The 23,984-nt window shown below is 36.1% G+C and carries 23 protein-coding genes and 2 pseudogenes; 14 read left to right on the top strand and 11 right to left on the bottom strand.

All coding sequences use genetic code 11. From position 1 onward, the window contains the following. The first annotated feature begins 52 nt into the window (after nucleotides 1-52). From gmk to bfr, 6 genes are all read left to right on the top strand, one after another. Nucleotides 53-676 carry a guanylate kinase gene (gene gmk / locus NI464_RS04915; protein ID WP_004281187.1) on the top strand — a complete coding sequence of 208 codons (624 nt, stop codon included), beginning with the start codon at nucleotides 53-55 and terminating at the stop codon, nucleotides 674-676. Between the two features lie 76 nt (nucleotides 677-752). Next, nucleotides 753-1,034: a DNA-directed RNA polymerase subunit omega gene (gene rpoZ, locus NI464_RS04910; RefSeq protein WP_004281186.1), complete on the top strand. Its 282-nt coding sequence runs from the start codon at nucleotides 753-755 to the stop codon at nucleotides 1,032-1,034. Nucleotides 1,035-1,249: 215 nt separating this feature from the next. Further along, nucleotides 1,250-3,355, top strand: coding sequence for a RelA/SpoT family protein (locus NI464_RS04905; RefSeq protein ID WP_253137882.1), 2,106 nt, complete (start codon nucleotides 1,250-1,252; stop codon nucleotides 3,353-3,355). Nucleotides 3,356-3,430: 75 nt separating this feature from the next. Further along, a complete protein-coding gene (locus NI464_RS04900; protein ID WP_004644973.1) occupies nucleotides 3,431-3,814 on the top strand; it encodes a RidA family protein in 384 nt (127 codons plus the stop codon). A 219-nt stretch (nucleotides 3,815-4,033) separates the two neighbouring features. Then, entirely contained in the window at nucleotides 4,034-4,228 is a 195-nt protein-coding gene (locus tag NI464_RS04895; protein WP_004644972.1) for a bacterioferritin-associated ferredoxin, read from the top strand. 236 nt (nucleotides 4,229-4,464) lie between these two features. Next, entirely contained in the window at nucleotides 4,465-4,929 is a 465-nt protein-coding gene (gene bfr / locus NI464_RS04890) for a heteropolymeric bacterioferritin subunit Bfr (protein ID WP_253137881.1), read from the top strand. A 49-nt stretch (nucleotides 4,930-4,978) separates the two neighbouring features. On the opposite strand, the gene NI464_RS04885 is transcribed toward bfr, so the two are convergent. From NI464_RS04885 to NI464_RS04875, 3 genes are all read right to left on the bottom strand, one after another. Next, nucleotides 4,979-6,613 carry a PglL family O-oligosaccharyltransferase gene (locus NI464_RS04885; protein WP_253137880.1) on the bottom strand — a complete coding sequence of 545 codons (1,635 nt, stop codon included), beginning with the start codon at nucleotides 6,611-6,613 and terminating at the stop codon, nucleotides 4,979-4,981. Between the two features lie 85 nt (nucleotides 6,614-6,698). Continuing rightward, a complete protein-coding gene (tfpZ, locus tag NI464_RS04880; protein WP_253137926.1) occupies nucleotides 6,699-7,433 on the bottom strand; it encodes a TfpX/TfpZ family type IV pilin accessory protein in 735 nt (244 codons plus the stop codon). Between the two features lie 124 nt (nucleotides 7,434-7,557). After that, nucleotides 7,558-8,004, bottom strand: a complete 447-nt coding sequence (locus NI464_RS04875; protein WP_253137879.1) for a pilin — start codon at nucleotides 8,002-8,004, stop codon at nucleotides 7,558-7,560. A 703-nt stretch (nucleotides 8,005-8,707) separates the two neighbouring features. Here NI464_RS04875 and NI464_RS04870 point away from each other — a divergent pair. From NI464_RS04870 to NI464_RS04855, 4 genes are all read left to right on the top strand, one after another. After that, nucleotides 8,708-9,163, top strand: a complete 456-nt coding sequence (locus NI464_RS04870; RefSeq protein WP_253137878.1) for a pilin — start codon at nucleotides 8,708-8,710, stop codon at nucleotides 9,161-9,163. Between the two features lie 265 nt (nucleotides 9,164-9,428). Then, nucleotides 9,429-10,841 (top strand): phosphoethanolamine transferase, encoded by a 1,413-nt coding sequence (locus tag NI464_RS04865; protein ID WP_253137877.1) that lies wholly within the window; start codon nucleotides 9,429-9,431, stop codon nucleotides 10,839-10,841. Then, nucleotides 10,838-11,455 carry a fused MFS/spermidine synthase gene (locus NI464_RS04860; RefSeq protein ID WP_253137876.1) on the top strand — a complete coding sequence of 206 codons (618 nt, stop codon included), beginning with the start codon at nucleotides 10,838-10,840 and terminating at the stop codon, nucleotides 11,453-11,455. The genes NI464_RS04865 and NI464_RS04860 overlap by 4 nt, the downstream gene beginning before the upstream one ends. Beyond that, nucleotides 11,445-12,953, top strand: a complete 1,509-nt coding sequence (locus NI464_RS04855; RefSeq protein ID WP_253137875.1) for a fused MFS/spermidine synthase — start codon at nucleotides 11,445-11,447, stop codon at nucleotides 12,951-12,953. The genes NI464_RS04860 and NI464_RS04855 overlap by 11 nt, the downstream gene beginning before the upstream one ends. Nucleotides 12,954-12,981: 28 nt before the next feature. On the opposite strand, the gene NI464_RS04850 is transcribed toward NI464_RS04855, so the two are convergent. From NI464_RS04850 to NI464_RS04830, 5 genes are all read right to left on the bottom strand, one after another. Beyond that, nucleotides 12,982-13,362 (bottom strand): hypothetical protein, encoded by a 381-nt coding sequence (locus NI464_RS04850; protein WP_253137874.1) that lies wholly within the window; start codon nucleotides 13,360-13,362, stop codon nucleotides 12,982-12,984. Nucleotides 13,363-13,365: 3 nt separating this feature from the next. Further along, a complete protein-coding gene (locus tag NI464_RS04845; protein ID WP_253137873.1) occupies nucleotides 13,366-15,423 on the bottom strand; it encodes a hypothetical protein in 2,058 nt (685 codons plus the stop codon). Further along, nucleotides 15,420-17,357 carry a hypothetical protein gene (locus NI464_RS04840; protein WP_253137872.1) on the bottom strand — a complete coding sequence of 646 codons (1,938 nt, stop codon included), beginning with the start codon at nucleotides 17,355-17,357 and terminating at the stop codon, nucleotides 15,420-15,422. The genes NI464_RS04845 and NI464_RS04840 overlap by 4 nt, the downstream gene beginning before the upstream one ends. Further along, entirely contained in the window at nucleotides 17,354-18,781 is a 1,428-nt protein-coding gene (locus NI464_RS04835; RefSeq protein ID WP_253137925.1) for a tyrosine-type recombinase/integrase, read from the bottom strand. The genes NI464_RS04840 and NI464_RS04835 overlap by 4 nt, the downstream gene beginning before the upstream one ends. Nucleotides 18,782-19,036: 255 nt before the next feature. Further along, complete coding sequence (locus NI464_RS04830; RefSeq protein WP_005018094.1) at nucleotides 19,037-19,189, bottom strand: Arc family DNA-binding protein; 153 nt, start codon at nucleotides 19,187-19,189, stop codon at nucleotides 19,037-19,039. A gap of 143 nt (nucleotides 19,190-19,332) precedes the next feature. Here NI464_RS04830 and NI464_RS04825 point away from each other — a divergent pair, with 143 nt between their 5' ends. Continuing rightward, complete coding sequence (locus NI464_RS04825; protein WP_253137871.1) at nucleotides 19,333-20,331, top strand: Arc family DNA-binding protein; 999 nt, start codon at nucleotides 19,333-19,335, stop codon at nucleotides 20,329-20,331. 18 nt (nucleotides 20,332-20,349) lie between these two features. On the opposite strand, the gene NI464_RS04820 is transcribed toward NI464_RS04825, so the two are convergent. Continuing rightward, nucleotides 20,350-20,577 (bottom strand): helix-turn-helix domain-containing protein, encoded by a 228-nt coding sequence (locus tag NI464_RS04820; RefSeq protein WP_080755334.1) that lies wholly within the window; start codon nucleotides 20,575-20,577, stop codon nucleotides 20,350-20,352. A gap of 160 nt (nucleotides 20,578-20,737) precedes the next feature. Between NI464_RS04820 and NI464_RS04815 the strand changes: the two genes are divergently transcribed. Continuing rightward, the gene (locus tag NI464_RS04815) at nucleotides 20,738-21,004 is read left to right on the top strand and encodes a hypothetical protein (protein ID WP_004281168.1); all 267 of its coding nucleotides are present in this window, start codon (nucleotides 20,738-20,740) and stop codon (nucleotides 21,002-21,004) included. Between the two features lie 103 nt (nucleotides 21,005-21,107). Further along, nucleotides 21,108-21,731, top strand: coding sequence for an HAD family hydrolase (locus NI464_RS04810; protein WP_253137870.1), 624 nt, complete (start codon nucleotides 21,108-21,110; stop codon nucleotides 21,729-21,731). A 79-nt stretch (nucleotides 21,732-21,810) separates the two neighbouring features. On the opposite strand, the gene NI464_RS04805 is transcribed toward NI464_RS04810, so the two are convergent. Both NI464_RS04805 and NI464_RS04800 read right to left on the bottom strand, forming a co-directional pair. Next, the gene (locus NI464_RS04805; protein WP_253137869.1) at nucleotides 21,811-23,364 is read right to left on the bottom strand and encodes an esterase-like activity of phytase family protein; all 1,554 of its coding nucleotides are present in this window, start codon (nucleotides 23,362-23,364) and stop codon (nucleotides 21,811-21,813) included. 116 nt (nucleotides 23,365-23,480) lie between these two features. Then, a pseudogene (locus tag NI464_RS04800) lies at nucleotides 23,481-23,849 on the bottom strand (hypothetical protein); the annotation flags it as partial. 41 nt (nucleotides 23,850-23,890) lie between these two features. Here NI464_RS04800 and NI464_RS04795 point away from each other — a divergent pair. After that, nucleotides 23,891-23,984, top strand: a pseudogene (locus tag NI464_RS04795) (IS5/IS1182 family transposase); the annotation flags it as partial.

Here is a 23,984-nt window from a genome sequence, read left to right as displayed (position 1 = left end):
GCCGCTCTACTCTAAAATAGAGAAGATATTTTATCATATCAGGAAAAATATCATGTCGGGTCTCTTGTTTGTCGTTTCTGCAGCGTCTGGAACAGGCAAAACATCCCTTGTTAAAGCCCTACTTGAGCGTGTCAACAATCTTCACGTTTCTGTGTCACACACTACACGCGGTCAACGACCTGGCGAACTCGATGGCGTGCACTATCATTTCTCCAATAAAGAAGATTTTTTAAATCTGGTCAATGAAGGTGGTTTTATCGAATACGCCGAAGTATTTGGTAATTACTACGGTACTGCGCAAGCCACAGTCAAAGAGCAACTGGCCAAAGGTCATGATGTGCTACTGGAAATTGACTGGCAAGGTGCGCAACAGGTTCGTCGACTTTTTCCTGAATCTAAACAAATTTTTATCTTGCCACCAAGCCAGTTCGACTTGCGTGAACGCCTGTCTAACCGTGGTACTGACGCAGTTGATGTGATTGAGCATCGTCTGAGCTGCGCGGTAGAAGATATGCAACAATATAGCAACTTTGACTATATCATTATTAATGACGACTTTAATAAGGCGCTGCATGATCTTGAAGCGGTGATTATCGCCAATCGTCTGGTACTGAGTCAGCAAGCCAACCGTCATGAAAAACTGATCCAGAAACTGATTACGCCGACTGAGCAGTGATTAAAACTTGAGTCTATAGACAAAGCCTTTTATACTGTGCAGTCTGTTAAAATTTATTATTCAAACGAGAATTCTTATGGCACGCGTCACCGTTGAAGATTGTTTAGACCATGTAGACAACCGCTTTGAGCTTGTACTAGTGGCAAGCAAACGCGCGCGTCAATTGGCACGTCAAGGTATTGAACCAACTGTAGAATGGGACAATGACAAACCGACTGTTGTTGCTTTACGTGAAATCGCTTCAGGTCATGTATCAAAAGACATTTTGAAACAACGTGATCAAGATTATCAAACATCAAGCTTGGATCTTGCACTTTCTGCAAATAATCTAAACTTAGACGGTTTTTCTTTCCAATAAGAGATCGTCACTCAAAAAGCCTAGTTCTAAACTAGGCTTTTTTTGTTATGTGACTTTTATATTTATGCCAGAACGGTTATAACATAAGGGTTAGCTATCAAGTTTGTATTGGTTTTCTGCTCACTAGCAGCAAAAAACCATCAAGCCAGGAAATTCACATTTCTAAAGTGCTTTCAGGTTTTATTTGTAAAAAAATTCAGTTGAAAAGGTGTTTTATGCCAGGCCCACAGGTCAGTCAAGCCAAGCAGCAGTTAGAGATCATTATCGATGCGTATTTAAATGAAAGCGATGTCGAACGTGTGCTTGCGGCCTGTGATTATGCAGATATGGCACATGACGGGATTGTGCGTAAAAGTGGTGAACCTTATATTCTGCATCCGATTGCGGTCAGCTGTATCTTGGCGCATATGCGTCTGGACACTGAAACCTTAATGGCCGCCCTGCTGCACGATGTGATTGAAGATACCGAATTTAACAAAGATGATATTAGCAAGATTTTTGGTTTTACCGTCGCAGAACTGGTCGATGGCGTCACCAAACTGAGCCATTCCAGCGATAAAGAATATAATAAAGCGGCTTCTTTCCGGAAAATCCTGCAAGCGACTCTACAAGATCCACGTGTCATTATTGTGAAACTGGCCGACCGCTATCACAACATGACCACTTTGGATGCACTACGTCCGGACAAACGTGCGCGTATTGCCCGCGAAACCTTTGAAATTTTTGTGCCAATGGCACGTATTGTCGGCATGAATGAAATGGCCGACAATCTGGAACATTTGTGCTATCAGAATCTTGATCTGGATATGTACAATAACGTTCAGACCGCACTACAGGAAACCAAGCCGAAACGCTGTGAATATCAGGCCAAATGGGAAAAGAACTTGACTGAACTGCTGCAACAGCATGCCATTCAAGGCCGGATCAAAAAGAAAAACAACAATATTGAGCTACTGCGCCACTTCGTCAAAAATGATATCGACCTGCAAGAGCTGACGCATAGCCATGCTTTTGAGATTATTTTACAGAGCATCGCGGACTGTGACCGACTGGCAGAAATTCTGACCCAAAGCTTTAAAATCCAGAGTTATGAAGATCATATCCGCCGTCCATTACCGGGAGGCAACCAGTCCTTGATGATGCGCTTGAAAGGCGAAGAGACGACCCTGTCGCTCACCATTCAAACCGAACTGATGCGTAAAGCAGCACGTTTTGGCGTCGTACTCGGTGAAAGTGCCCCGCAGGCCTGCCGCTCTGCGATTCAGGCCTCGATGCAGAATCTGAATGTCCTGGTCGATGGTGAATGTGCCAAAACCACTTTTAGTGAATTACTGGACTATCTGCACCAAGAAAAAATCTGGGTCTATACCCCGCACGGCCATTTACATGAATTGCCACAAGGCGCCACGGCGGTTGACTTTGCTTATGCCGCGAGTTTATTCCTAGGCAATCATGCGGTGGGTGCAAAAATTAATAATGAAACCAAGCCCCTTTCAACACCTCTAGTCAGTGGTCAGGTGGTAGAAATTATTACTGATGTCCTTGCGACGCCTAACCCAGATTGGCTCAGTTTTATTAATACCCAGAAAGCCCGTCGCGCTATTCAGAATATTCTGCGTGATCAAGATCCAGATGAGCAACGTCTGGTCGGACAACAGGCACTCAATCGTGCACTGAAACTGTTCCATCGTTCTATTCGTGATCTGACTGAAGCAGACTGGAAAAACCTCTTGGAGTGGCGCCATGTTTCCAGCAAGGAACAGCTGTTTGAACAAATTGCTGTCGGTGATTTATTACCGCAACTGGTGGCCAACCATTTATTTGCCCAAGATCAGCATCAGAATATTGCCAGTTCAGACCGTCTGATTCAGGGAACGGAAGGTGTCGATGTCAAATATGCACATTGCTGCAATCCTGTGCTGGGTGATCCGATTCAGGGTCATTTGACCCGTCGCGGTTTAATTGTGCATCGTGCACGCTGTCACAACCTGCTGCATGAACAGCATCAGCATCCAGAAAATATCATGCTGTTACAGTGGACCTCGGATGATCTGGAAGATATCAGCTTTACTGCCTATCTTAGCATTGACCTGGATATGAATGACGAGCAGATTTCCGACCTGATTTACCAATGCCGTAAAGCGCATTCCGGGGTAGAAATGGTACGTACTCAGGATGACAAAACCTATGTCAATATCGTGGTGCATAACCGTAAACAGATTGCACAGATTATCCGGGATTTACGCATGTATTTCGGTTTCCCACGAATTATCCGTCTAGCTCAGCCCGTCGTTTTCAGTGAAGCCTCTAAAGCGAGTTGATCATTTAAAACGATAGTGCTTTGATCAGCCGAATTGATCGAATATGATGTATGTCGATGATAAAAGGAGAAATTAATGTCCCGCCAAGTAATCCATACTGAAAATGCCCCTGCTGCGATTGGTACTTATTCGCAAGCCATTTTAGTGGGTGATACCTTATATCTATCAGGTCAAATTGGCCTGGATCCTTATAGTATGGAACTGGTTGAAGGCATTGAAGCTCAAATTCGCCGGGTGTTTGATAACTTAAAAGCAGTCTGTGAAGCCGCTGGTGGTTCTTTGGCAGATATTGCCAAACTGAATATTTTCCTGACCGATTTATCTCACTTTCAACTGGTCAATCAAATTATGGGTGAGTATTTTGCCCAACCCTATCCAGCACGTGCCGCTTTAGGTGTCGCAAGCCTGCCTAAAGATGCTTTAGTTGAGATGGATGGCATTGTCATCATTAATCAATAAGTTATAAAAATCACTTAATACCTACCCACAATATCTCATCCTAAATCACAAATCACTCTTGTGCGGAAATCCGGGCAGTACTTAGATTTCCGCTCAGGTGGTGATTTTTTATCTAAATCATCAATCATGATAAAAGCTATTTCAAATGATTTTTATTGACAAACGATAACAATTATCAATAATATTACTTATCTTATTTAATCACTGTGGTTGTGTCCTATGTACGTTTGTCTATGCCGTGGCATTACAGATCAAGACATTAAAGATGCTATTGCAAATGGCGCTGAAAGTTATCGTGATGTCCGCGATATGTTGGACTTGGGAACTTGCTGTGGCCGCTGTGCACCAGAAGCCCGTATGATCATCAGTGATGAAGTTTCACAAATTGCAGCACGACTGGCCGTTGCAGCATAAATTAAAAATATTTCTCCTTATAAGCATAATGAAAAACAATGATCTTCGATCATTACTCCTCCCCCGCCTTTGACTCTGGCGGGTTTTTATTGCCACTCATCTGAGTCTGGATCGATTCGATGTCGATTTTCATTTGCTGTTCCATAAATTACTCGCCATTTGCCCCTGACTTGCTTTACTATCAGGATTAGAGCGCTTTCTTAGAAAGATAAAACAGGTCCAAATGGAGTTATGCGATGAAAGGCAATCGTGATGTGATTAATCAGCTCAATCAGGTGTTGTATCACCACTTAACTGCCATTAACCAGTATTTCCTGCATTCGCGCATGTTTAATGACTGGGGCATTGAGAAACTGGGCTCGGCAGAATATAAAGAATCCATTGTTCAGATGAAACATGCCGATAAAATTATTGAACGTATTTTATTTTTGGAAGGTCTGCCGAATTTACAGAATCTGGGCAAACTGTATATTGGTCAGCATACTCAAGAAGTGCTGAATTGTGATGTGCGCAAAGTTAAAGAAAATATTGAAGCCATCCAGAAAGCTGTGGCATTAGCTGAAACTCAAATGGATTATGTGACGCGTGATCTGGTTCAGGAAATCCTAGAGAAAGAAGAAAACTATCTGGACTGGACCACAACACAAATTGATCTGATCGAAAGCATTGGCATTGAAAACTATATTCAAAGTCAGCTCTAAACTCAAAATTAAGACAAGAAAAAGCCAGCATCTACTGGCTTTTTTGTATTTAGCGAGGTACATCCTGCGTTAATTCTTCATAACTCATTTCAGTTTTCTGAATGGTCTTTAAGCGTTGCAGCTGATGCTTGGCTTCCGCCTCATATCCATTAAAAGCTAAAAGTTTGGCATATTTGATCAGGTTATATTTAGTCGGATAACTCAAGACCATTTGTTCACCTTCCAGAATCTGATCAGCAGATGCCTTGCTATAAGGATTCAGACGAATCCAGGCAATGCGATGATTAAACTCGGTCAGCAAATAAATTGGTTTTTCATTGGTGATTTTTTCCGGCTGTTTTTCATAACGAATACTTTGCCCAAGTTTTGGCACAGCAACATCATAATCCCGATAAATCACAATCAATAAAAGTAACCCAACAGCAAAAATGAATTTCATACCGACTGATGGCATAACCACTGTTTTAATTTTTGGATTTTGTGCCAGAACCGTACCCAGAATAAAACCGACTGGTAGCAGAAAATAGGCATAATGCTGTGGAAACTCAAACATGGCATGTGTCACAAAAGCCCCGATCATCAAGATTCCAATGACAGATTCTGGCGTATTCACCCAGCGCTGTAACTGAAAGCCTAAATAACCAAAATATGCCAAGAAAGGCAGACCGATGATCAGTCCATTCCAGAGCAGGAAATCAATAATAAAATTATGCGCACTACGGATCCACACCGGGCCTTGTACAGTATCGCTGACTGAAACGAACGCTGCGCTAGTTTGATACCAACCATAGCCCAACCATGGCTGAGCCTGAATCGCGGCAATCATTTGCTGCCAGATCGCGAGTCGTGACATATCTCCGGTAGCACGAGATACCACATCCCTGCTTTGTACGACGTCCGTGTCCATTGCTTGTGCAGCGAGCTGACTGAGTAATGGAAAAGCCACAATACAGCAAATAAAGAAGATGAACCAAGTGATGCTGTAAACCCATTTCAGGCGAATAATCCCTTTATATTGATAGAACGCTAGATACAACATAATTGCGATTGCAGCAACCCATGCAGTACGTGACTGACTTAAAGCCACTCCCATAACAATCACAGCAGCGCAGGTAAATAGCCATTTGCTCTGGATTTTTTTCTTTTCATATAAGTAAAGGCAGCTCATTAATGCCATGACTAAAAAAGTCGCCATATTATTCGGCTGGGCAAAGTTGGCATAAGGCCGCTGATTACCACTAATATTTACCATACCTGGCAAAGTTGCATCCAGATTGGTCCATTGGCAAATGGCAATAATGCCTGTGACTGTACCTGAAGCCAAAAATACATAGCTCAGATTAATAAAGGTTTCTTCTCGGCTATAGTTTCCTGTTGAAAGGTGATAACCCAGTACACTGGCCAGCCAAAAACTAAACACGAAAATAAAGCCCATCATGGCGATGCTAAAGAAAAACACCTGCCCTGCCAACAAATGTACAAGGGGCACACAGGCGAGTAGTAATAATGGCAAACTTACTACAGGCAATTTTATTTTTTCTTTTAAGCAAATTGCGGCTAATGCAAATAGTGCAAAAAAAGCGTACAGCTCACCTGTATAGGTGACCCACGGCCGATAATGAATAGGCATAAGCCATGCGAGAGAGATTAAAATTGCTGCGATGAGGGCGAGCGTGAATTTCATGGAAATATCAGGCGGTGGAAGTTTGGCACATGATAAACAAAAAGCAGATTAATAGTAATCTGCTTCTCGAATAATAAAATAGTGCTTATTTCCAAGGACGGAGATTGACGATTTTAATAATTTCAGCTGTTTTTTTATTAATTAAAACCACCATATCCACCGCATTAGTTTTTAAAGGCAGCCATGCATCTGCTTCTGGATATTTAGCTAAAGTTTTTTCGACTCTGTCTTGAAAGTTATATTTCTCAAGCTCCTGTATAGGCAAAGCACGTTTTTGTAGTTGTGATCTAGCTTGAGTCAACTCTACATATCTTTCAGGTTGTTGAGCAAGAGAAATACCACCTAATACCTCTGTAAACATATCATCTTGGCGTTGCTCTGTACTAGTTGCCGACTTTACTGCAACAAATTCTGGTTTAGTCCATGATACATATTGAAATTGGGGCTGAGCCTGATCAATACTATCTAGAATAATGTTATTTTTTCGAACTAATTCAAAACGATCTGCATGAAATACTAACCATGCAGGACGACCTTGCTCAATAGCAAATAATCCATAACATAAAGCAGAAATTTGAATAGTAATAATTACCACAAGGTCAAATTTTAGAGTTTTTTTACCTTCTTTATAAACTAAAAAACTTAAGAATGGCCCAATTAACGCATCTACAGCCAACATAATTACAAAGATATGAGTAACACCTACCGCTTTTCCTAAAGGATCAGGATACCAAACATAAAAAGCAATAATAGCTATAGAAAAAATTATAATTAATGAAACTAGAAAATGGCCTATAAAAAAATTTAATCTTTTAGACAAAATATAATACCTTGTTAAGTATAATAGATTTAATGTTGCAATATTTAACAAATAAAAAATGCACCTCTAATGAGATGCATTTTTTATTTTTGGACTATAGTTTATTTAACCTATATTAGTAATATTAACCAGGATTAACAACTGGAGCACATTTACCATTCTTAAGAATCAAATCTTTAGCTGCCACATGAGTCACTGTTGTTGTAGGACACCAAGTTAAACTTGTAGCACCTTGTGTTGGAGTGAAAGTAATTACCAAACCATCAACACCTGCTGCATTAATACCTGACCCTAATGTCATTGCAATTACACCATTTGTAGTAGATACAGATGCAACTTCTTTAGTTGCTGTAAAAGCATCATTAGCTGTAACACCATTCGTACCAGCATCGCAGTTAGCTAAATCACCAGTTTCTTGTGCACATAATGCCACTTCAGTTTTAATTGTTTCAGCAGCTGTTAAAGCATTACCAACTTTTGCTTTTACAGTATAATTTTGATATTGAGGAATCGCCACTGCAGCCAAAATACCGATAATTGCTACAACAATCATTAATTCAATACATTCCATAAGTCACTTTATATGGACATTAATCAAATCATTGAACTATATCGTTTTAACTAATTATACACTTTGTCCATATGGACATGCATTTAAAAGGACAAAAATTTTCAAATTGTCCATATCAGAAAATGGTTTTTACTCAGTGCAGTAGACCGAATAAAAAATCCAGACCCCATTTTATAAGCTGACTTCTGTATTTCTTCTTTATGCTGAAGAACCAAACGTTCTGTACGATGGATAGCAATACGACTAGTCGCTTCATCATTAAATTGCATAGTCAAAAATTGTACAGCTGGACGAGATATTTATTTGGTTACTTTGAAGTCTTTTAGTCATTTCATTCTATTATTTGCTTATATATGAACATTCAGCATAGTGAATAGCACTTTCAATTTCAAATTGCTTTCATCCCTACATAAGTAATCATTATTAAAGTAATATAGTTGTCTGCTTGCTTAGCTGCTAATAATTTAGCTTTTCCTGCTACAAGCAACTTTCATATTTACATCTCACAAAATCCAAAAAATTGACAATTTTTGTCACTTAATTACATAAATTTACTTTTTGATTTTTTAAGACTTTTAATCTATTAAACAACCTATTGATTTCATAAGAAATAATTGGGTAACATACATTGGCACACTTTGTGCAAAGTATAAATTAGCTTACAAAGCTTACAACTAAATTAACAACATTTGTGGAGAATGTTATGAATACAATGCAGAAGGGCTTCACGCTCATCGAGCTTATGATTGTTGTCGCTATTATTGGTATTTTGGCTGCGATTGCGATTCCTGCTTATCAAAATTACACAATTCGTGCTAGAGTTTCAGAAGCGCTTATTGCTGCATCTCCTTTAAAGACAGCTGTAAGTGAAAATGCAATTTCCAACAATATTAGTACAGCTGATGCTAAATTATGTTTAGGCGTTGATGCTGTAAATGCTACTGAAAATGTTGCTTCAAGCTCATGTACAACAGGTACAATTGCAATTACAACGAGTGATAAAGCGGGCGCTGTAGTTTTAACTCTAAAACCTGTTATTGCAACTGAAACAAGTGGTTCAAGTACAGTAGTTAAAGGAGTTTCATGGAAATGTGGTACAGTTGCTGACAAAATGAAATATGTACCAGCTGAATGCAGAAATGCAACATCTACTTTATAATTATTATTAAAGTTATAGGCATACTAATGCCTATAACTTTTTATTAGCTATGATAATTTTTTTAATATTTAATATCCCCAATCTACTAATATTTTCTTATTCAAAAGATATAACATCTTTTTTATTAAGTCTCTTTTTTTCACTAACTTTTTTTTTATATAAAAATTTTTATATAAAAATTTTTATAACTATAGGTTTTATTTTATATCCTTTTTATATTTTTTATACGTATCAATTTAAAAAATTCCCTGATGAAAATATATTAATGGTTTTACTAGAATCAAATTTTCAAGAAATATATTCTTATATGGGAGATTATGCAATATTAGTCATTATAGGCTATATTTTTTATCTATTTTTTATCTTATACCTAATATCAACATATGAAGATATCAAAGTTTCAAAACCAATAAAATTGATAATAATCTTTATTTTCTTATCCTTATTGATTCTTTTAAACTATCTAAACAAAGATTTTAGCGATATATCATATGAGGATGATTTTGATATTTACAAAACAAATATTATTTTTAAATTATTAAAAAATACTTTCCCATTAAATTTCTATATCTCAGTTAATGACCTTATAATGCAAGAAAATATTATTAAAAATAAAGTAAATAAAGATTTTAATTTCAATGTAACAAATACAAAAAAAAGTAATAATACAAATATAATTTTAGTGATTGGTGAAAGCAGCAGAAGAAGTAATTGGAGTTTAAATAATTATATTAAAAAAACCAACCCACTACTAATAAAACAAAAAAATATTATTAATTTTAGTAACATGGTATCAATTTCCAATATTACAAGATCCTCTATCCCAATAATTATAACAAGAAAAAATTCAAATGACGCAGATATTTTTTATTTCAAAGAGCCATCAATTATCACTTTATTTAATCAAGCTGGATATGAGACTTTTTGGCTATCTATGCAACAGCAATATGGTTTTTTTGATAACACTACATCCATATACTCTAAAGAAGCTAAAAATATTAATTTTTTAAATAATGCTGATTATAGTACTAAAGGGAAATTTGACTCTACTATCATAGAAAAGCTAAATTATATTATGAGCAAAAAGAAATCAAAAAAATTAATAATAATTCATACACTTGGCAGTCATCAAAAATATTCAGACAGATATCCAGAAAATTACAATTATTTCAAGCCATCTTTAAATGAATTAAATATATATGACCCTCGTAATCCAAAATACAAAACTCAATCTATTAATAGTTATGATAATTCAATTTTATATACAGATTATGTTCTAAACCAGATTATTGAAGTTTTTAAAAAAAATAAAGATGAAGAGTCTTTTTTATTATATTCATCAGATCATGGTGAGGATTTATTTGATAATACATGTAATAAGAGTGGTCATGGGAATGCAACAATTTATAATTATGAAATCGCTTCCTTTACATGGTATTCTGATTTATATCAAAAAAATAACCCGGAAAAAATAATCTGGTTAGAGAAAAATAAAAATCGTAAAATTAATCAAACTTCAATTTTTCCAACTTTAGTAGATGCTGCAAGCTTAAATATTTTAAATGATCCACTTAATCGAAGTTTATTAAAAAACTTTAAAAATTATCCCCGTTTAGTCAATGGAGGACTTAATTTTGATGAGGCACCACCCCAAGGTATATGTAAGGAAATACAATGAATCAATCACAGCAAAAAATGCTTTCCAACCTTGCGGGAATATTTTTTATTTCGGGTTTAAGTGCTTTAATTTATCAAGTATGCTGGCAACGTTTACTTTTCACAGGATTTGGAGTCGATTTAACATCAATTACAATAATTATTTCTGTGTTTATGACAGGCTTAGGTATTGGTGCATTTTTTGGTGGTAGAATAGCAGACAAATATCCTCAAAATATTATCTTAATATTCTGCCTTATCGAATTAGGTATTGGTTGTTTTGGTTTTTTTAGTCATAAATTTATATTTTCTTTACAAGATATACTTATACATTCCAATTTATTAATTACTGTTCTAGGAAGCTTTATCTTACTTTTATTTCCTACATTTCTAATGGGAACAACTTTGCCATTACTGACCAGTTTCTTTAATCAGCATATTAAAAACATTGGTGACTCTATAGGTAGATTATATTTTTTCAATACACTTGGAGCTGCTTTTGGTGCATTAACAACAGGTTTTGTTTTTTTTAATTATTTCACTCTATCACAAACTATTTATATCGCTGCCACTTTAAACTTAATAATTTCATTAGGTATATATTTTACTTATGGTATGAAAAAACATGAAAAATAATCATCTAGTATATATTTTATCTTTTTTTAGTGGTTTTTTTAGCCTTTCATTAGAAATTATATGGATGCGTATTATTTCATTTGCAGGCATGTCTGTCCCGCAAGCATTTTCATATACATTGGCACTATTTTTAATAGGTATTGCAATAGGAGCAAATATTGGTAAAAAATTATGTAAGGACTCTCAAAAAATAAAATTAGAATCTATTGGATATATTTTTTTAACCGCATCAATAATAGATATCCTTTTAATCACACTTGCTTTTTTTTCAGCTAAAAGTTCTATATTTATAATAATAGCAGGATTTTTTGTTTTTATTTGCGCCGCTATCCGTGGTATTGCATTCCCTCTAATTCATTATATTGGAACTCAACAGATAAAAACAGGATCACAAATTTCAAATGTTTATTTTTCAAATGTTTTTGGTAGCTCTATTGCTCCATTATTAATCAGCTTTATCGCACTTGATTATTTAAATACACAACAAGTATATATTTTAGTATGTATACTGACACTTATTATTTCCATACTATGCTTTACTAATAATCAAGTAAAAAAAATTATAAGTGTCCTTCCTGCTATTTCATTATCTCTACTTTTTATCCCTGAAAAAATTTTTTATGAACTATCAAAGAATAGCTATCAAAATAATGTCTATCCTACGAGAATTATAGAAAATAAGCATGGTTTTATTCAAGTATATCAAGAAAAAGAGGATCAAATTGTTTTTGGTGCAAATGTATATGATGGAAAATTAAATACTGATATATTCCATAATTCGAACGGTATTGATCGTGCTTATTTACTCCCCGTTCTTAAGCCTGAAGCAAAAGATATCTTAGTCATTGGTTTAAGTACAGGATCTTGGGTAAAAGTCTTAAGTATGATGCCTAATATCGAAAAAATTACAGTGATTGAAATTAATCCAGCGTATATCGAACTTATTAAAACTGATCCAATTGTATCTGATATTTTAAAAGACAAACGCATTGAAATTATTTTTGATGATGGTAGAAAATGGATTAAAAGAAAAACAGATAAAAAATTTGATATTATACTTATGAATACAACATGGTACTGGCGCGCCTATGCATCAAATCTTTTAAGTCAAGACTTTTTAAATATTGTAAAATCACATATGAAACCAAAAGGTATTTTATTCTATAATACTACTCAATCAGCTGATGCCTATTATACCGCATCAAAAGTTTTTCCTTATGTCTATAAATATAAATTTATGGTACTAAATTCTATGCAACCAATAGCATTAGAAGATCATAATAATATTCACAATAATTTATGTAAATTGGTTAGATATTCTACTCAAAAACCTGTTTTCAAAGATCAACAAGACTGTTCTCTAGCAAGTGATATTATTTTACAAACTCCTCTTGTTCCTTACGACAGAATTGATTTTTCCGAATTTTCTAGTCATCAACCCGAAGTTATTACTGATGATAATATGATTACGGAATATAAATATGGAAAGGGATTATAATTACACTGAAAAACTTAACCCTAAATAACTAAATATTTAGGGTTTTAAATTTTGAATTGTTATATTTTTTCCTCAACTCAAAATTCTCCATCAACAGTGAATTACACTTTCCTAGTAATATTTCATAATCTTCTTCTAACTGCTCATAGTTCATTTTCACCGCCTTAGTCTTATTTTTAGCTTTTTCAACCTGCTGTGTAGGCGAAAGAACAATTTGTCCCACTTCTTGTGCCACCAGCTCAATCGCCTCTATAAGCGCAGCATGACGGCTCTTTTTAATCGAGCCTCGTTTACGTCCAGCCTCCATTGCAACCGTATCGTTATTAATGGCAGAGCCTTTCGGCAGAACCTCAGGTTTATTGGCTTTTAAACGCTCTAAAGCAGCGTAATAATCATTAAGTGCACTCATATTTTATACCTCAATATTAATCGTTTTAATTTTTTGAATCATTTTGTTTAAAGCCAAAATCTCACTGTCCATTTGCCCGTATAGCAGACTGTTCTGTACTTGCATATCTCGCTGCCGTTGTAGTCGATGAACCGCTTTTTGCATTTTTTCAGCACTTGTTGCATCAAACACAGCATGGGCACAACTCAAACAACTGGTAATCGCAGTAAATGAAATTTTTTCGCAAGAATCAGGATTAGTACAAGCACCCAAAAGACTCGGTTTGTAAGCAATTTCCCCTTTTTTCATGCGCTTAATCGCTTCATCACGGTTTGGAAATACTGTGAGTAATTGCTCGCGGTCTTTTTGTAGCTGCAAATAGGTTCCTGCCCCACCAAGTAAACGGCTAGCACTATTAATTACACCATCTTCAAACTGAGCATAAGAATGCACCAAGCGCTGATATTCCAGTTCTTGAATAAACTCTTTTTGACTGTCACTCACTAAAATATTTGGTGCAAATACCGCATTATTACGGTAATACAACGTCATAGACTCTGTTAGATGCTTAAATTGGACTGACAAAGCGCCGAGTCCGATCATGCCTGAACGTGCGCCATAAACTGCAAGCGAACGTCTAAATTGATGCGTGCAAATATTCCAGTATTGACCAACTTGGCAGTCTTTTTCTTCTCGCCAATTGCGGAAACCATCAAAAGCTTCAAGCTCGGCGATATCACTTTCTGTGATTTTCAACCCATCTCCAAGCAAGACAGAAATACGGCTTAAATACTGATTAAAATTAGACTGTGTTCGAGTCGGAGCACCCTCAAAATTAGAGATAAAATCCGTTTCATGCTCAATATTGCGGTTATTTTTATTTCGATGCTTTTGCGAGTATAGCGTTGGAAATAATGGGTATTCAGCAGGATTAGACATATCATAATGTGAGTTGAGCAGAGCGTAGATTTCACCAATGCTTTGTGCTGCATGTACGCCTACTTGAATATCTTCAAACGTAATCCAATACGTAGACTTGTTGCCACCACCGTGTAATTTTGATGTATAGCCCATAATGACATGCACAAGATGCTCGTTACTTTGAATAGTTTGATAGCAATCAGAAGACAGCTGATTCACTTCATTATCACGCATGCCTGTAAACAAATGAATCCAAAGTTTGGCCATACCTTGAATCAGCGTCATATAACGGGTGAGGTTGGCATGTTTTTGAATCTGATTATTTTCAAACAGTGCCGTTAAACCGAGTAAATCTCGAGCATCAGCAAAACTTACCGCATTTTTTTCACGCTTAAATTCTGTCGGCATCAAAGCAAAATTTGCAGCCTGCTGCTTGCGCTGAAACCATTTCAGAAGTGCTGATGCATTTTGATTAAATTCATTCAATTTATCTGCTAAAGCATTAATTAAGGCTATATAAAGCCGTGAAGGAACAACTTTGGTTTGTGGGCCTACTTTGCCTGACTGCAACCTGAGTTGAGCAGCCAACTTTGCCAAATGCTCTATTGGCTTATATGTACTAAACGCAGGAATGAGCAATGGGTATTGCTGTTGTAAGGCAAAACAATCAGTTAAAAATGCTTTAATGTGAATGGCTTTTTGATAGCTCACACCAACATAAGCATCATTTACTTTTGACATATAAGCAATATCGCTAAATAACTGGTGCAATGTACAGCCATTCTTATATGCAATTGCCGCAAACTGGCGTAAAACCGTATGCCGCTGTTCGATACTTTTAATAATCGACTTACCAGATTTTATATAAAGCAAAGCAAAACTGATTTTTTTCATTTCTGCCCGAATTTGACAGTAAAGAAAGTCATTTTCTCGGGCATTTTCAAGCCAACTATCAAAATTCAGGCGACAATCACACTTCGGTAAATATGGAGAAAGATCCCAGATATTGTCTGAATAAACTGACAATATCTCACCACTCTTCATTCGCGATAATACAAAAGTACCTGGAACAGTCAGCTGATTATTCTGTAGATTGTACTCATCAGGTAAAAACTGCTCAGCAATACCCAATGAATATAGATATGAATTAAATGAACTCATGATATCCACCCCAAATCAATTAGCAATTCAAAATGATTGAGCCAATAGGCATCTAAATCACCGCTTTCTACTTCTTCTTGAATTGAAAAAATACGATCACGTAAATTTTCATAAGTATCTGATAACTCGTTGAGTACTTCGTCAATTCGATGTAGCACAACCCCAAACTGCTGTTCCCACTTGATTAAGTCCGTGGCTTTTTGCTTAACGTAGCCGAGCAGGCTTTTCAGTGATAAAAGCTTACGCATATCTTCGTCATCAGCGTGGACTGCATAGTGTTGGCAGAATAAGCAATGCTCAAATTGCTGACAATTGGGTGTAGGGGCTCGTTCAGTAAACCCAATAGCTTTTTCAGGCTGTGGATGGATAGAGGCACATGCACCGACAGGTGAGGCTTGAGCATCAATAGTTTCATCTAGCATTTGCACCGAAATTCGTTCAAGCGTTCGAGTTTTTGAGACGGCAACTTCTCGCAGCTCATTAAAGAACTGTGAAATTTGCTGGGCTGCATCTTCGAATGAAGTACGTGCATAATTATTTCTTGCCGTATCGAGAGAGTGACCCATGACTTCAGCTTCAAGCAGTAGATCACCAGCGCTAAACTCAACAGTTTGACTGCTTTTATGTTTACGCCACTGCTGCGGCATAATCCAAACCATTTTTGGGAAAATGCGCTGTAAAAAATTTTTTATTAATTGTAATCTGCCGTTGCTTACAGATCCCAATTGCTGAATTTCGTTGCGCATTGGAAAGACAAAATCACATGCTTCATCTTGCACATACCACTCTCGAAGCTCCAGAATCTTCCTAAAAACTGGCTCAAATTTCACCCCAAATTCTGGTCGTACTATTTTGTCACCTGCACGGCTTTTTGTTCCTGAAAACCTGCGCCCTTGGGTACTTGGTAGGATTTCCATCGTATCAAGTTGTAACTGTTGAGCAGTGTCTAGATTTGCACCAGTTTGCGCAATAAATAACAGCATGCCAATGGCAAGACCATAGGAGGCAAGTCTTGTACGCTCTAAATGTCGCTTGTCTTTATTACGCTCTTCAAGTTTACGAATCGCTTGATTACGATTTTCACGTACACGTTTTCGATGCTCACTATCTTCTCCTAACTCAAAATCAGCCAGCATTTTGGAAAGGGCTGGAATAACTGGATATTTGGCTAAATAATTCTGCATATCAAACTGAATATGTTGTTTCTCAGTTTGATGATGAAAGCCCGAGTAAAAATAAAAATCTTCTTCATCTACAGATTGAAAATGCGCAGGAAAGTCATTTTCTTGTACGACAATACGATGAATTTCAAGAAAGACATTCAACAAAGTTGCATACGTCTTCTGATGATCTTCTTTAGCGATTGGAAAAACAGGAACATCGTAACGCTGAGACTGTACTTGCATCGCTTGACTAACAATATCAATTTCATGACAGTCAAATACATATGCGATCAACTTCGCCGCATTACGCTGATATTGCTTTGCTGTATGTGCAGCTAGGTTTTCTTCATCAGTATCTGCAAGCAAAGTGCGATCAACTAAATATTTGCTGTAACGACGATACGCATCTATCACACTGTCTTGACTTGATAAATCAAAATTTTTCTTTTGGCTATCCACCCAATCTAAAAAAAGTTTACTGGTGTAATAAAATAGTCCTTTTGACAAATCTGATCCGCTCATTTGCAACAAATAGTCCGTTAAACACTGCAAAAAATAACGTCTTTTTTCATCAAAAGATGCAGATAACTGTTGTTCTGACAACACTTCGCCAGATAATCTGTTACTGTAGAATAGAGTTCCTATGTCAAATGTCTTAAAAGCAAAAGAAGCTGTCTTATCTCTGCAGACAAGGACGAGTCGCTCATGCTCATTAATTTGTTTATTGATATCTGAAATATGCACAAAAAGTGGAGAGCGTCTAAAATTCATGACAATTCTCCTGCTAAATTAACAGAAGACATCACGTATTTCATTAAGCTTGATTCATACTCATGCTGAATTTTACTGCGCCATTGCAATCGTGATTTATAATTCAAATACTGTAAAGTCGTGCTGATGTTGCGATGTCCCATCCGAGCTTGCACATACTCAACAGCGGTCATAGCAGAATGCCCTTCAGGTAGATGCTGTAACTGACTTTCCAGCAAATTCATCCCAAAACTGGCACGTAAATCATGAAATTTAAAACTTTTAAATTGTGGATCAATCAAGCGAATTTCGGGTAATAGCACGACTTTTAAATAACTACGTACCGCTTCACCCTCATACAGTTTCAGCCTCGCCCCAAATGAGTCAGAGGCTTTGATCCGCTCAGTCAGTTCTTGCTGTTCGGCTTTGCTGGTGTAAAAAGGTGTACCAAGCTTGGTGAGAAACACATAGTTTTCATCCGAGTCGCCATAATTTGATTTCTGTCTACACAGACGCGCTTGCTCACTATTGATATAAATTTTCAGGTCTTGTACTAACCAATTTGAAATCAAAAGTGTCATCGGCTTTTGAAATTTAGTGTCCACACCTGTACCCGCTCCAACGGGCAGACGGATAAAGTCATGACTGTCTGGCTCACAACCAATTAAGTTTTTGATTCGCAAAGTACAAATCGTTTGTAAACGAGCACCTGTAAACAATGCAACATAAAACAGCAACTGATATACACGTGATGATTTTTGCAGTGCTTTTAATATGACAGTTTGCGATTCAACGCTGAGAGGGCTTAATTGACCATCATCCTCAATCGCTTCAGAATTTGGCGCTTTGGCTGGAACATGAATCGCAAGATCATGCGACTTAATTGCCATTTTTCTACGTGCGCCAAACTCATTATCCACGGCAATATATTTGTAGACATCTTTAAACGGTATGCCATAGTGCTGATGATCAACTAAGTCTTCTGTAACGAGAAATCGATAAAAATTCACTACCGCATTAATTCGATTACTTGCAGAGCGAGCTGAAATTAGACCTGCATTCGCTTGGTCAATAAGACGAGTGCGATATTTAAAAATCGCATTTGACTGTTTTAGTTTGTGGAATTTCAAACAGTCCAGTTGCTCATCTTCTAAAAAACGCTGAAAATCAACCAACTGATTGGCAATAGATGCAAATGTTTTAAAATCATACTGTATTGTTTGCTCAAGTTTTTTCAGCAAATACAGATTAAAAACGTCAGAAGGGCTACCATCTCCCTGAACAATTACAGGGAATTCAAGGTAAGCATCACCATGTTTTTCAAACGCTGCATCATTTAAACAACGGGTTGCATTAACCAACGTCAATAACTGAAATTTTTTAATGGTCACGACTTTGGCTTTTGATTGGTAGCGTGACTGACCATTTTTAAGTTTTGTGCTCATTTTGAGCCTCCTGTTTATTAAAAAACAGGCAAAAAGTGACCTTGATATAGGATTGACAAAAATGCCCCTATCCATCAAAATCGAAGTGTCTGGACGCCAATCAAGACATTCATAAAAGCTCATGTTCCCGCATGGGCTTTTATACTTTTTGCCAAAGATGAATTAATATTTCAAAAATTAATAAAATACCTTTAGGTGTACATTTAATCTAAATTAATTGAGATCGTTGACCTTTCCTCAAATTTAAAAAAATAATTAATTTAAGTCATTTCTATATTCCTTTTTAATGCGTTCAAGTTCAGTTAATACATAAGAATTCATCGACTGATGTCTTTTCTTAGCCATATTTTTTATCCAAAAAACTAATTCTTCAGGTAAGCGTAAATTCAGTTGTTTGGTTGCTTGCATAGAATCACCTCCTAATTTATTTATAGTATGAAAGGCATACTACATGCTCTATTTTTCATATAGTATGCTTTTCATACTATATACGCAATACCATTTTTGCATCACAATCATACTATTTGAAAATTTTGTTATTTGTGAGCTTCATGAAAAAAAAAGAGATACAGTTCAATCTTCGTATTCCAGAAGATTTAAAAGCTAAAATTGATGAAGGGGCAAAGTTGAAACAGCGTTCCGTTCATGCCGAAATAATGTCTCGTTTATATGACTCTTTTGTCATGGATAACAATATTCATCTAGAAGCAGCTAAAGTTATTGAAAATTATCTGCAAGCTAGAACACCTACAGAACGAAAAAAAGTGGTAGCAGAACGTTTAAATTTTGTATTAAGTGAACTGAAAAAAATTGATCATTACAATGAATTTACAATTGCTGAATTAGCTTATGAGATAAATGAAGATACGGCTGATGAGGCTGAAGCATGGTTTAGAGCAGAATTAGAACCCACCTTCGGACAATTGGAAAAAATAGCGCAACATACTTCAGTGAATCCAAACTGGTTACTTTTTGGTAAACAGACTCCCTATGATATTCAGCACATACGTTTAAATGAATATTTAGATCAAGATATAAAGCTGCTTTTAGGTTCAGACCCTAGTAATGAATATTTATCTGCATCAAAAGTGAAAGAAATAAAATTTATTCGCGAATTATCAGAAACAGGGCAGTTAATTATTCTTAAAATTTATGAAAATTACGCAGTTGAGACTTTTTACCCCTCATATCATATCAGTGACGGAAATGGTGTTGGTGGATATAACTCATTGTTATATTTCTGTTTATTGACCAAAGTACTGTTGCGATATTATAAATCTAAGGTGAATGTATATAGTCATCTGCTTTCAGAAGAGCAGTTTAAACTTATTTTGACTGGAACAGTTCATCCCTTAACAATTGCAGAAAAATTACATCATATTCCTTGGGTTGATGATTTAGCGGATAGACTCCCAAATAAGAATTTAGATTATTGGGATGGTTTTGATACGTTAAGAGCAAGAATAGTACGAGACTTTGCAGCGAAAGAATTCATTCAGGAAATTTGGAATGATCCTGAGTTGTATTTAAAGCATCCTATTGAGTTTTAAAAAAGGGAGAACATTTTACTAAGCGCCATCCCTTTTTCTAGGCTCATTGGTATATTCAAATAAATCTTGCATATTACAATTAAAATATTCACATAAGGTATCAGCGACTGAAAGTTCAATTCGTACTGCACGATCATAGTAAAGACTTGTGAGCGTATTACGATTAATACCAGTCGCTTGAGCTACCTCACTTAACTTTAAAATTTTTCGCTCACCCATCAAATTTGACAACCTACATCTAATCATAACAACCTTTAAATTAAAAAAATAACCTACAGCAGGTTAATTAAACTTGATAAATAACTCTTACCATGATAATTTAACCTGCAGCAGGTTATATTGTTTTATTAAAAAACAAATTAGCCGTTCTAAATTTCATTATATAATTTTTTAAGGAAGTTCAGCTATGAATAACTACTTTTCTCCAAAATTTTCTGTTTCAGAGGAAGTTCGTTCAACTGCTGTTGCACTAATCAAAGAGTTTAATATTGACCGTACATTTGATTTAGCTTTGTTTCTGAATGTTAATCCTAACTTAAATGACCAAGATGCGACTTTAGCCTGGGTGAATTATTTTGAAAAAAATCAACATGATCTCAGTGACTTTAATCATGTTAGACGCCACTTTATGAAAAATTTTCCTAAAATTATGTTTGCAAATTTCAGTGAATAAAATAATCAAAGGGAGATATCAAATATCTCCCTTAATTTTTATAGCAATCCTCTTATGGTAATCTCAACAAAAAGTGAAATTCAATTTAATTGGTTGTAAAAATATGGAATTATTTATAAAAGCAGGCCATATTGAGCCTTCAGTCATTATTTTTGACGTGTTTGGTACACTTGTAAAAATAGAGGAAAGACGTTCCCCATATAGAAAATTAATGAAATGGCTAAAAGAAAATGGGCGACAACCAAAACCTGATGATGCCAAATTTATTATGTCCCACAATTTGAATTTGGCAGAGCTTACAAAGCGATTAGCAGTAAATATTCCAGACCAATTTCTGCAAGAACTTGAGCATGATTTAGATGAAGAGTTACGCTCTATTAGACTGTATGAAGATACCTTATCAACTTTGGAAGAATTAAAAAAACTAGGATTCAGATTGGCAGTATGCTCAAATTTAGCGATGCCATATGGAAAAGTTGTTTCTTCATTTTTACCTTCTCTTGATGCTTATGCTTGGAGTTATGAGGTTGGAGCAATTAAACCAGAGTCACAAATTTATCAATATTTAATTGATAAATTACAATGTCATGCCAAAGACATTTTGTTTATTGGAGATACTCTTTTAGCTGATTACAGTGGTCCAACTGAATTTGGTATGTCAGCACGTTTAATTGATCGTAAGAGTGGTCAAAAGCTGACAGCTATTTTAGCTGATATCATTCGGTAATTAATATTGGTTTAAGTCTGAAAAAATTAGTTGAATTTAAGAAGCCCAAAAGTTTTAGCTTTTGGGCTTTTTTTTATGGTTATGGGTTAAAAAGATTTAACTTATCGGCAATATATAAGGTCGGTGTATCGACACGCATGCGCACATTATCCAAATACTTTTGCTCTAAACCATTGGTTGTCCAAAGCCCCATGTCATCATCATTCACAATTCCAAGGGTTTGTCGGTTAATCAACCATAAACCTTCCATTTTGTCATGTGCATAACTTACACGTTTACCCATATCCAATACCAATGTTTTACTTGCTGGTTGAATATTTAGTGCTTGTAATGCTTCCCATTTTTTATCGTTATTGATGAAATATTGCTCGAGGGTTTTACCTGCAATCGTTAAACCAAGTTTAGGATCTTGTACTAGATCGCCCTGAGTTGCGATATCCTCCAAATTGGTAGCATCCTTCAGATCAATACGATAAACATGTTTCATGATATTCGGATCGTCTTTAAGGAATTTGCCATCACGTTCCAGTACTAAAAACTCATGATCATTAATCGCAATAATAGCTGAGTTTGAGTTAGCATCAATTTCTTGACGATAGAGATACTGAGCAACTTTTCCTGTTTCAAGATTGATCGTCACAATACGTGTTAAGGTTGATTTATTAACAGCTTTAGTCGGTAAGTCCATTGTCGATTGCATAATCCCAACCAATGTTTTTTGGTCAGGTGTAATAGTTAAACCTTCCATACCACGGTTGGCACGACGATAACTAAATTCTTGCGGTAAAGTGAAGGTATTGCGCACATCATTTACAAAAGGATTAATACGACCAATTTCTTTTCCATTGACATCATAGTGCACAATGTGAGGACCATATTCATCACTCACCCAGAATGTACCATCATTCAATGCTGCCAAACCTTCAGAATCGAGACCGTAATCATCAAGTTTGATAGGGTTCGTGATTGGGTCATAAGGCTTTGATGGATCTTTAGCAATGACCTTGCCATGAATATCGTAAGGTGTTTCGCCTGTACCACCTAGTGCAGCAGTATTCGGTAATCCACTAATATTATTTCCATCACGATCTTTTAATAAAATCGTTTTGATGAGTTTGATTGAGCCATCATCTTGTACCTCAAATAACCCAATTTTAGGTACATAGTCTGGCATTGGAAAAATCTTACCAGCACCATTCACGCCATCATTATAGTCAGCATTTGGGCCACGATCTGTGATTGCGTAAAATTGTTTATTGTTCGTAGGATGGGCAGCAACATCAGAGCCAAAGCCACCCTGTCGAAGTGTAAATGCACTCGCAATAGTTGTTCCATTCGCCTTAAAGCTTGTTAAGTTTTGGTAAGGCAATGCAACCCCTTGGGCAAATAAGTTTGGACCACACTGGATGGAGCTTTGCTGGATTTCATTCGCATCCAGCTCACCATTTTGATTTTTATCCAAACCGCTTTCAATACGTGTTCCAGCACTCCAGCAATCATCATTTCCAAGTACTAAAGGCATCTGTTGAATCAAACTATTCAATCCATTTTGACCATTGTCCCCATCATCAGTACATGCCGTTAAGAAAATTGTCGAAGCCAATAAAGCTAAAGTTAGTGGTGTTTTTTTCATTGTTCATAAGCATCATTGTAGAATAGGCTCTATGGTAAAAATCAAAAATGACATTAATGTGAATAAAATATAAATAATTCATGATATTAAAATCTTAGATTAACATTTAAGCTCAGCTATCTTTCTAATTTTTTAAAATAGGTTTCACATTTTGAAGCGGGGCCAAAATTATATTTTAAAGCGGTATTGGCTCTAGCTGTTGCATATTCAATACCTTGAATTTCACGCTGCTGAGCAAAAACTTGAATCGCAGGATGTAACTGTTCTGAGCAACTGGCATCGTTGCTAAAGTATTTTAAAGTCTTGGTATTGGAAAAATATATTGCAGCAAACAATCGCCCATCTTTAAACACAATCGCGGATGAAGCATCTAAACTGCTTCCAGACCGACCTTCATAATACAGCGCCTCATCTGTTTTCAGTAAATATGGCGCTGAGTAATTGTCAAAATTAGATTGAAATTTTAGATAATCATGCTTTAACAATAGATCTCTTGCGAAAGTAAAAAATTGTTTATACTAGCCCCATGAAATATGAAAATTTAACTCGATTTAATGATGGGGAATTTAAACGACTCGTTGGAGTTCCTCGTCCATTATTCTTAAAAATGGTATCGGTGT

Source organism: Acinetobacter lwoffii, assembly GCF_024129685.1.
GTDB classification, from domain to species: domain Bacteria; phylum Pseudomonadota; class Gammaproteobacteria; order Pseudomonadales; family Moraxellaceae; genus Acinetobacter; species Acinetobacter lwoffii_X.
Note: the sequence above shows the minus strand (reverse complement) of the source record. Positions and strands in the feature narration are given on the sequence as shown.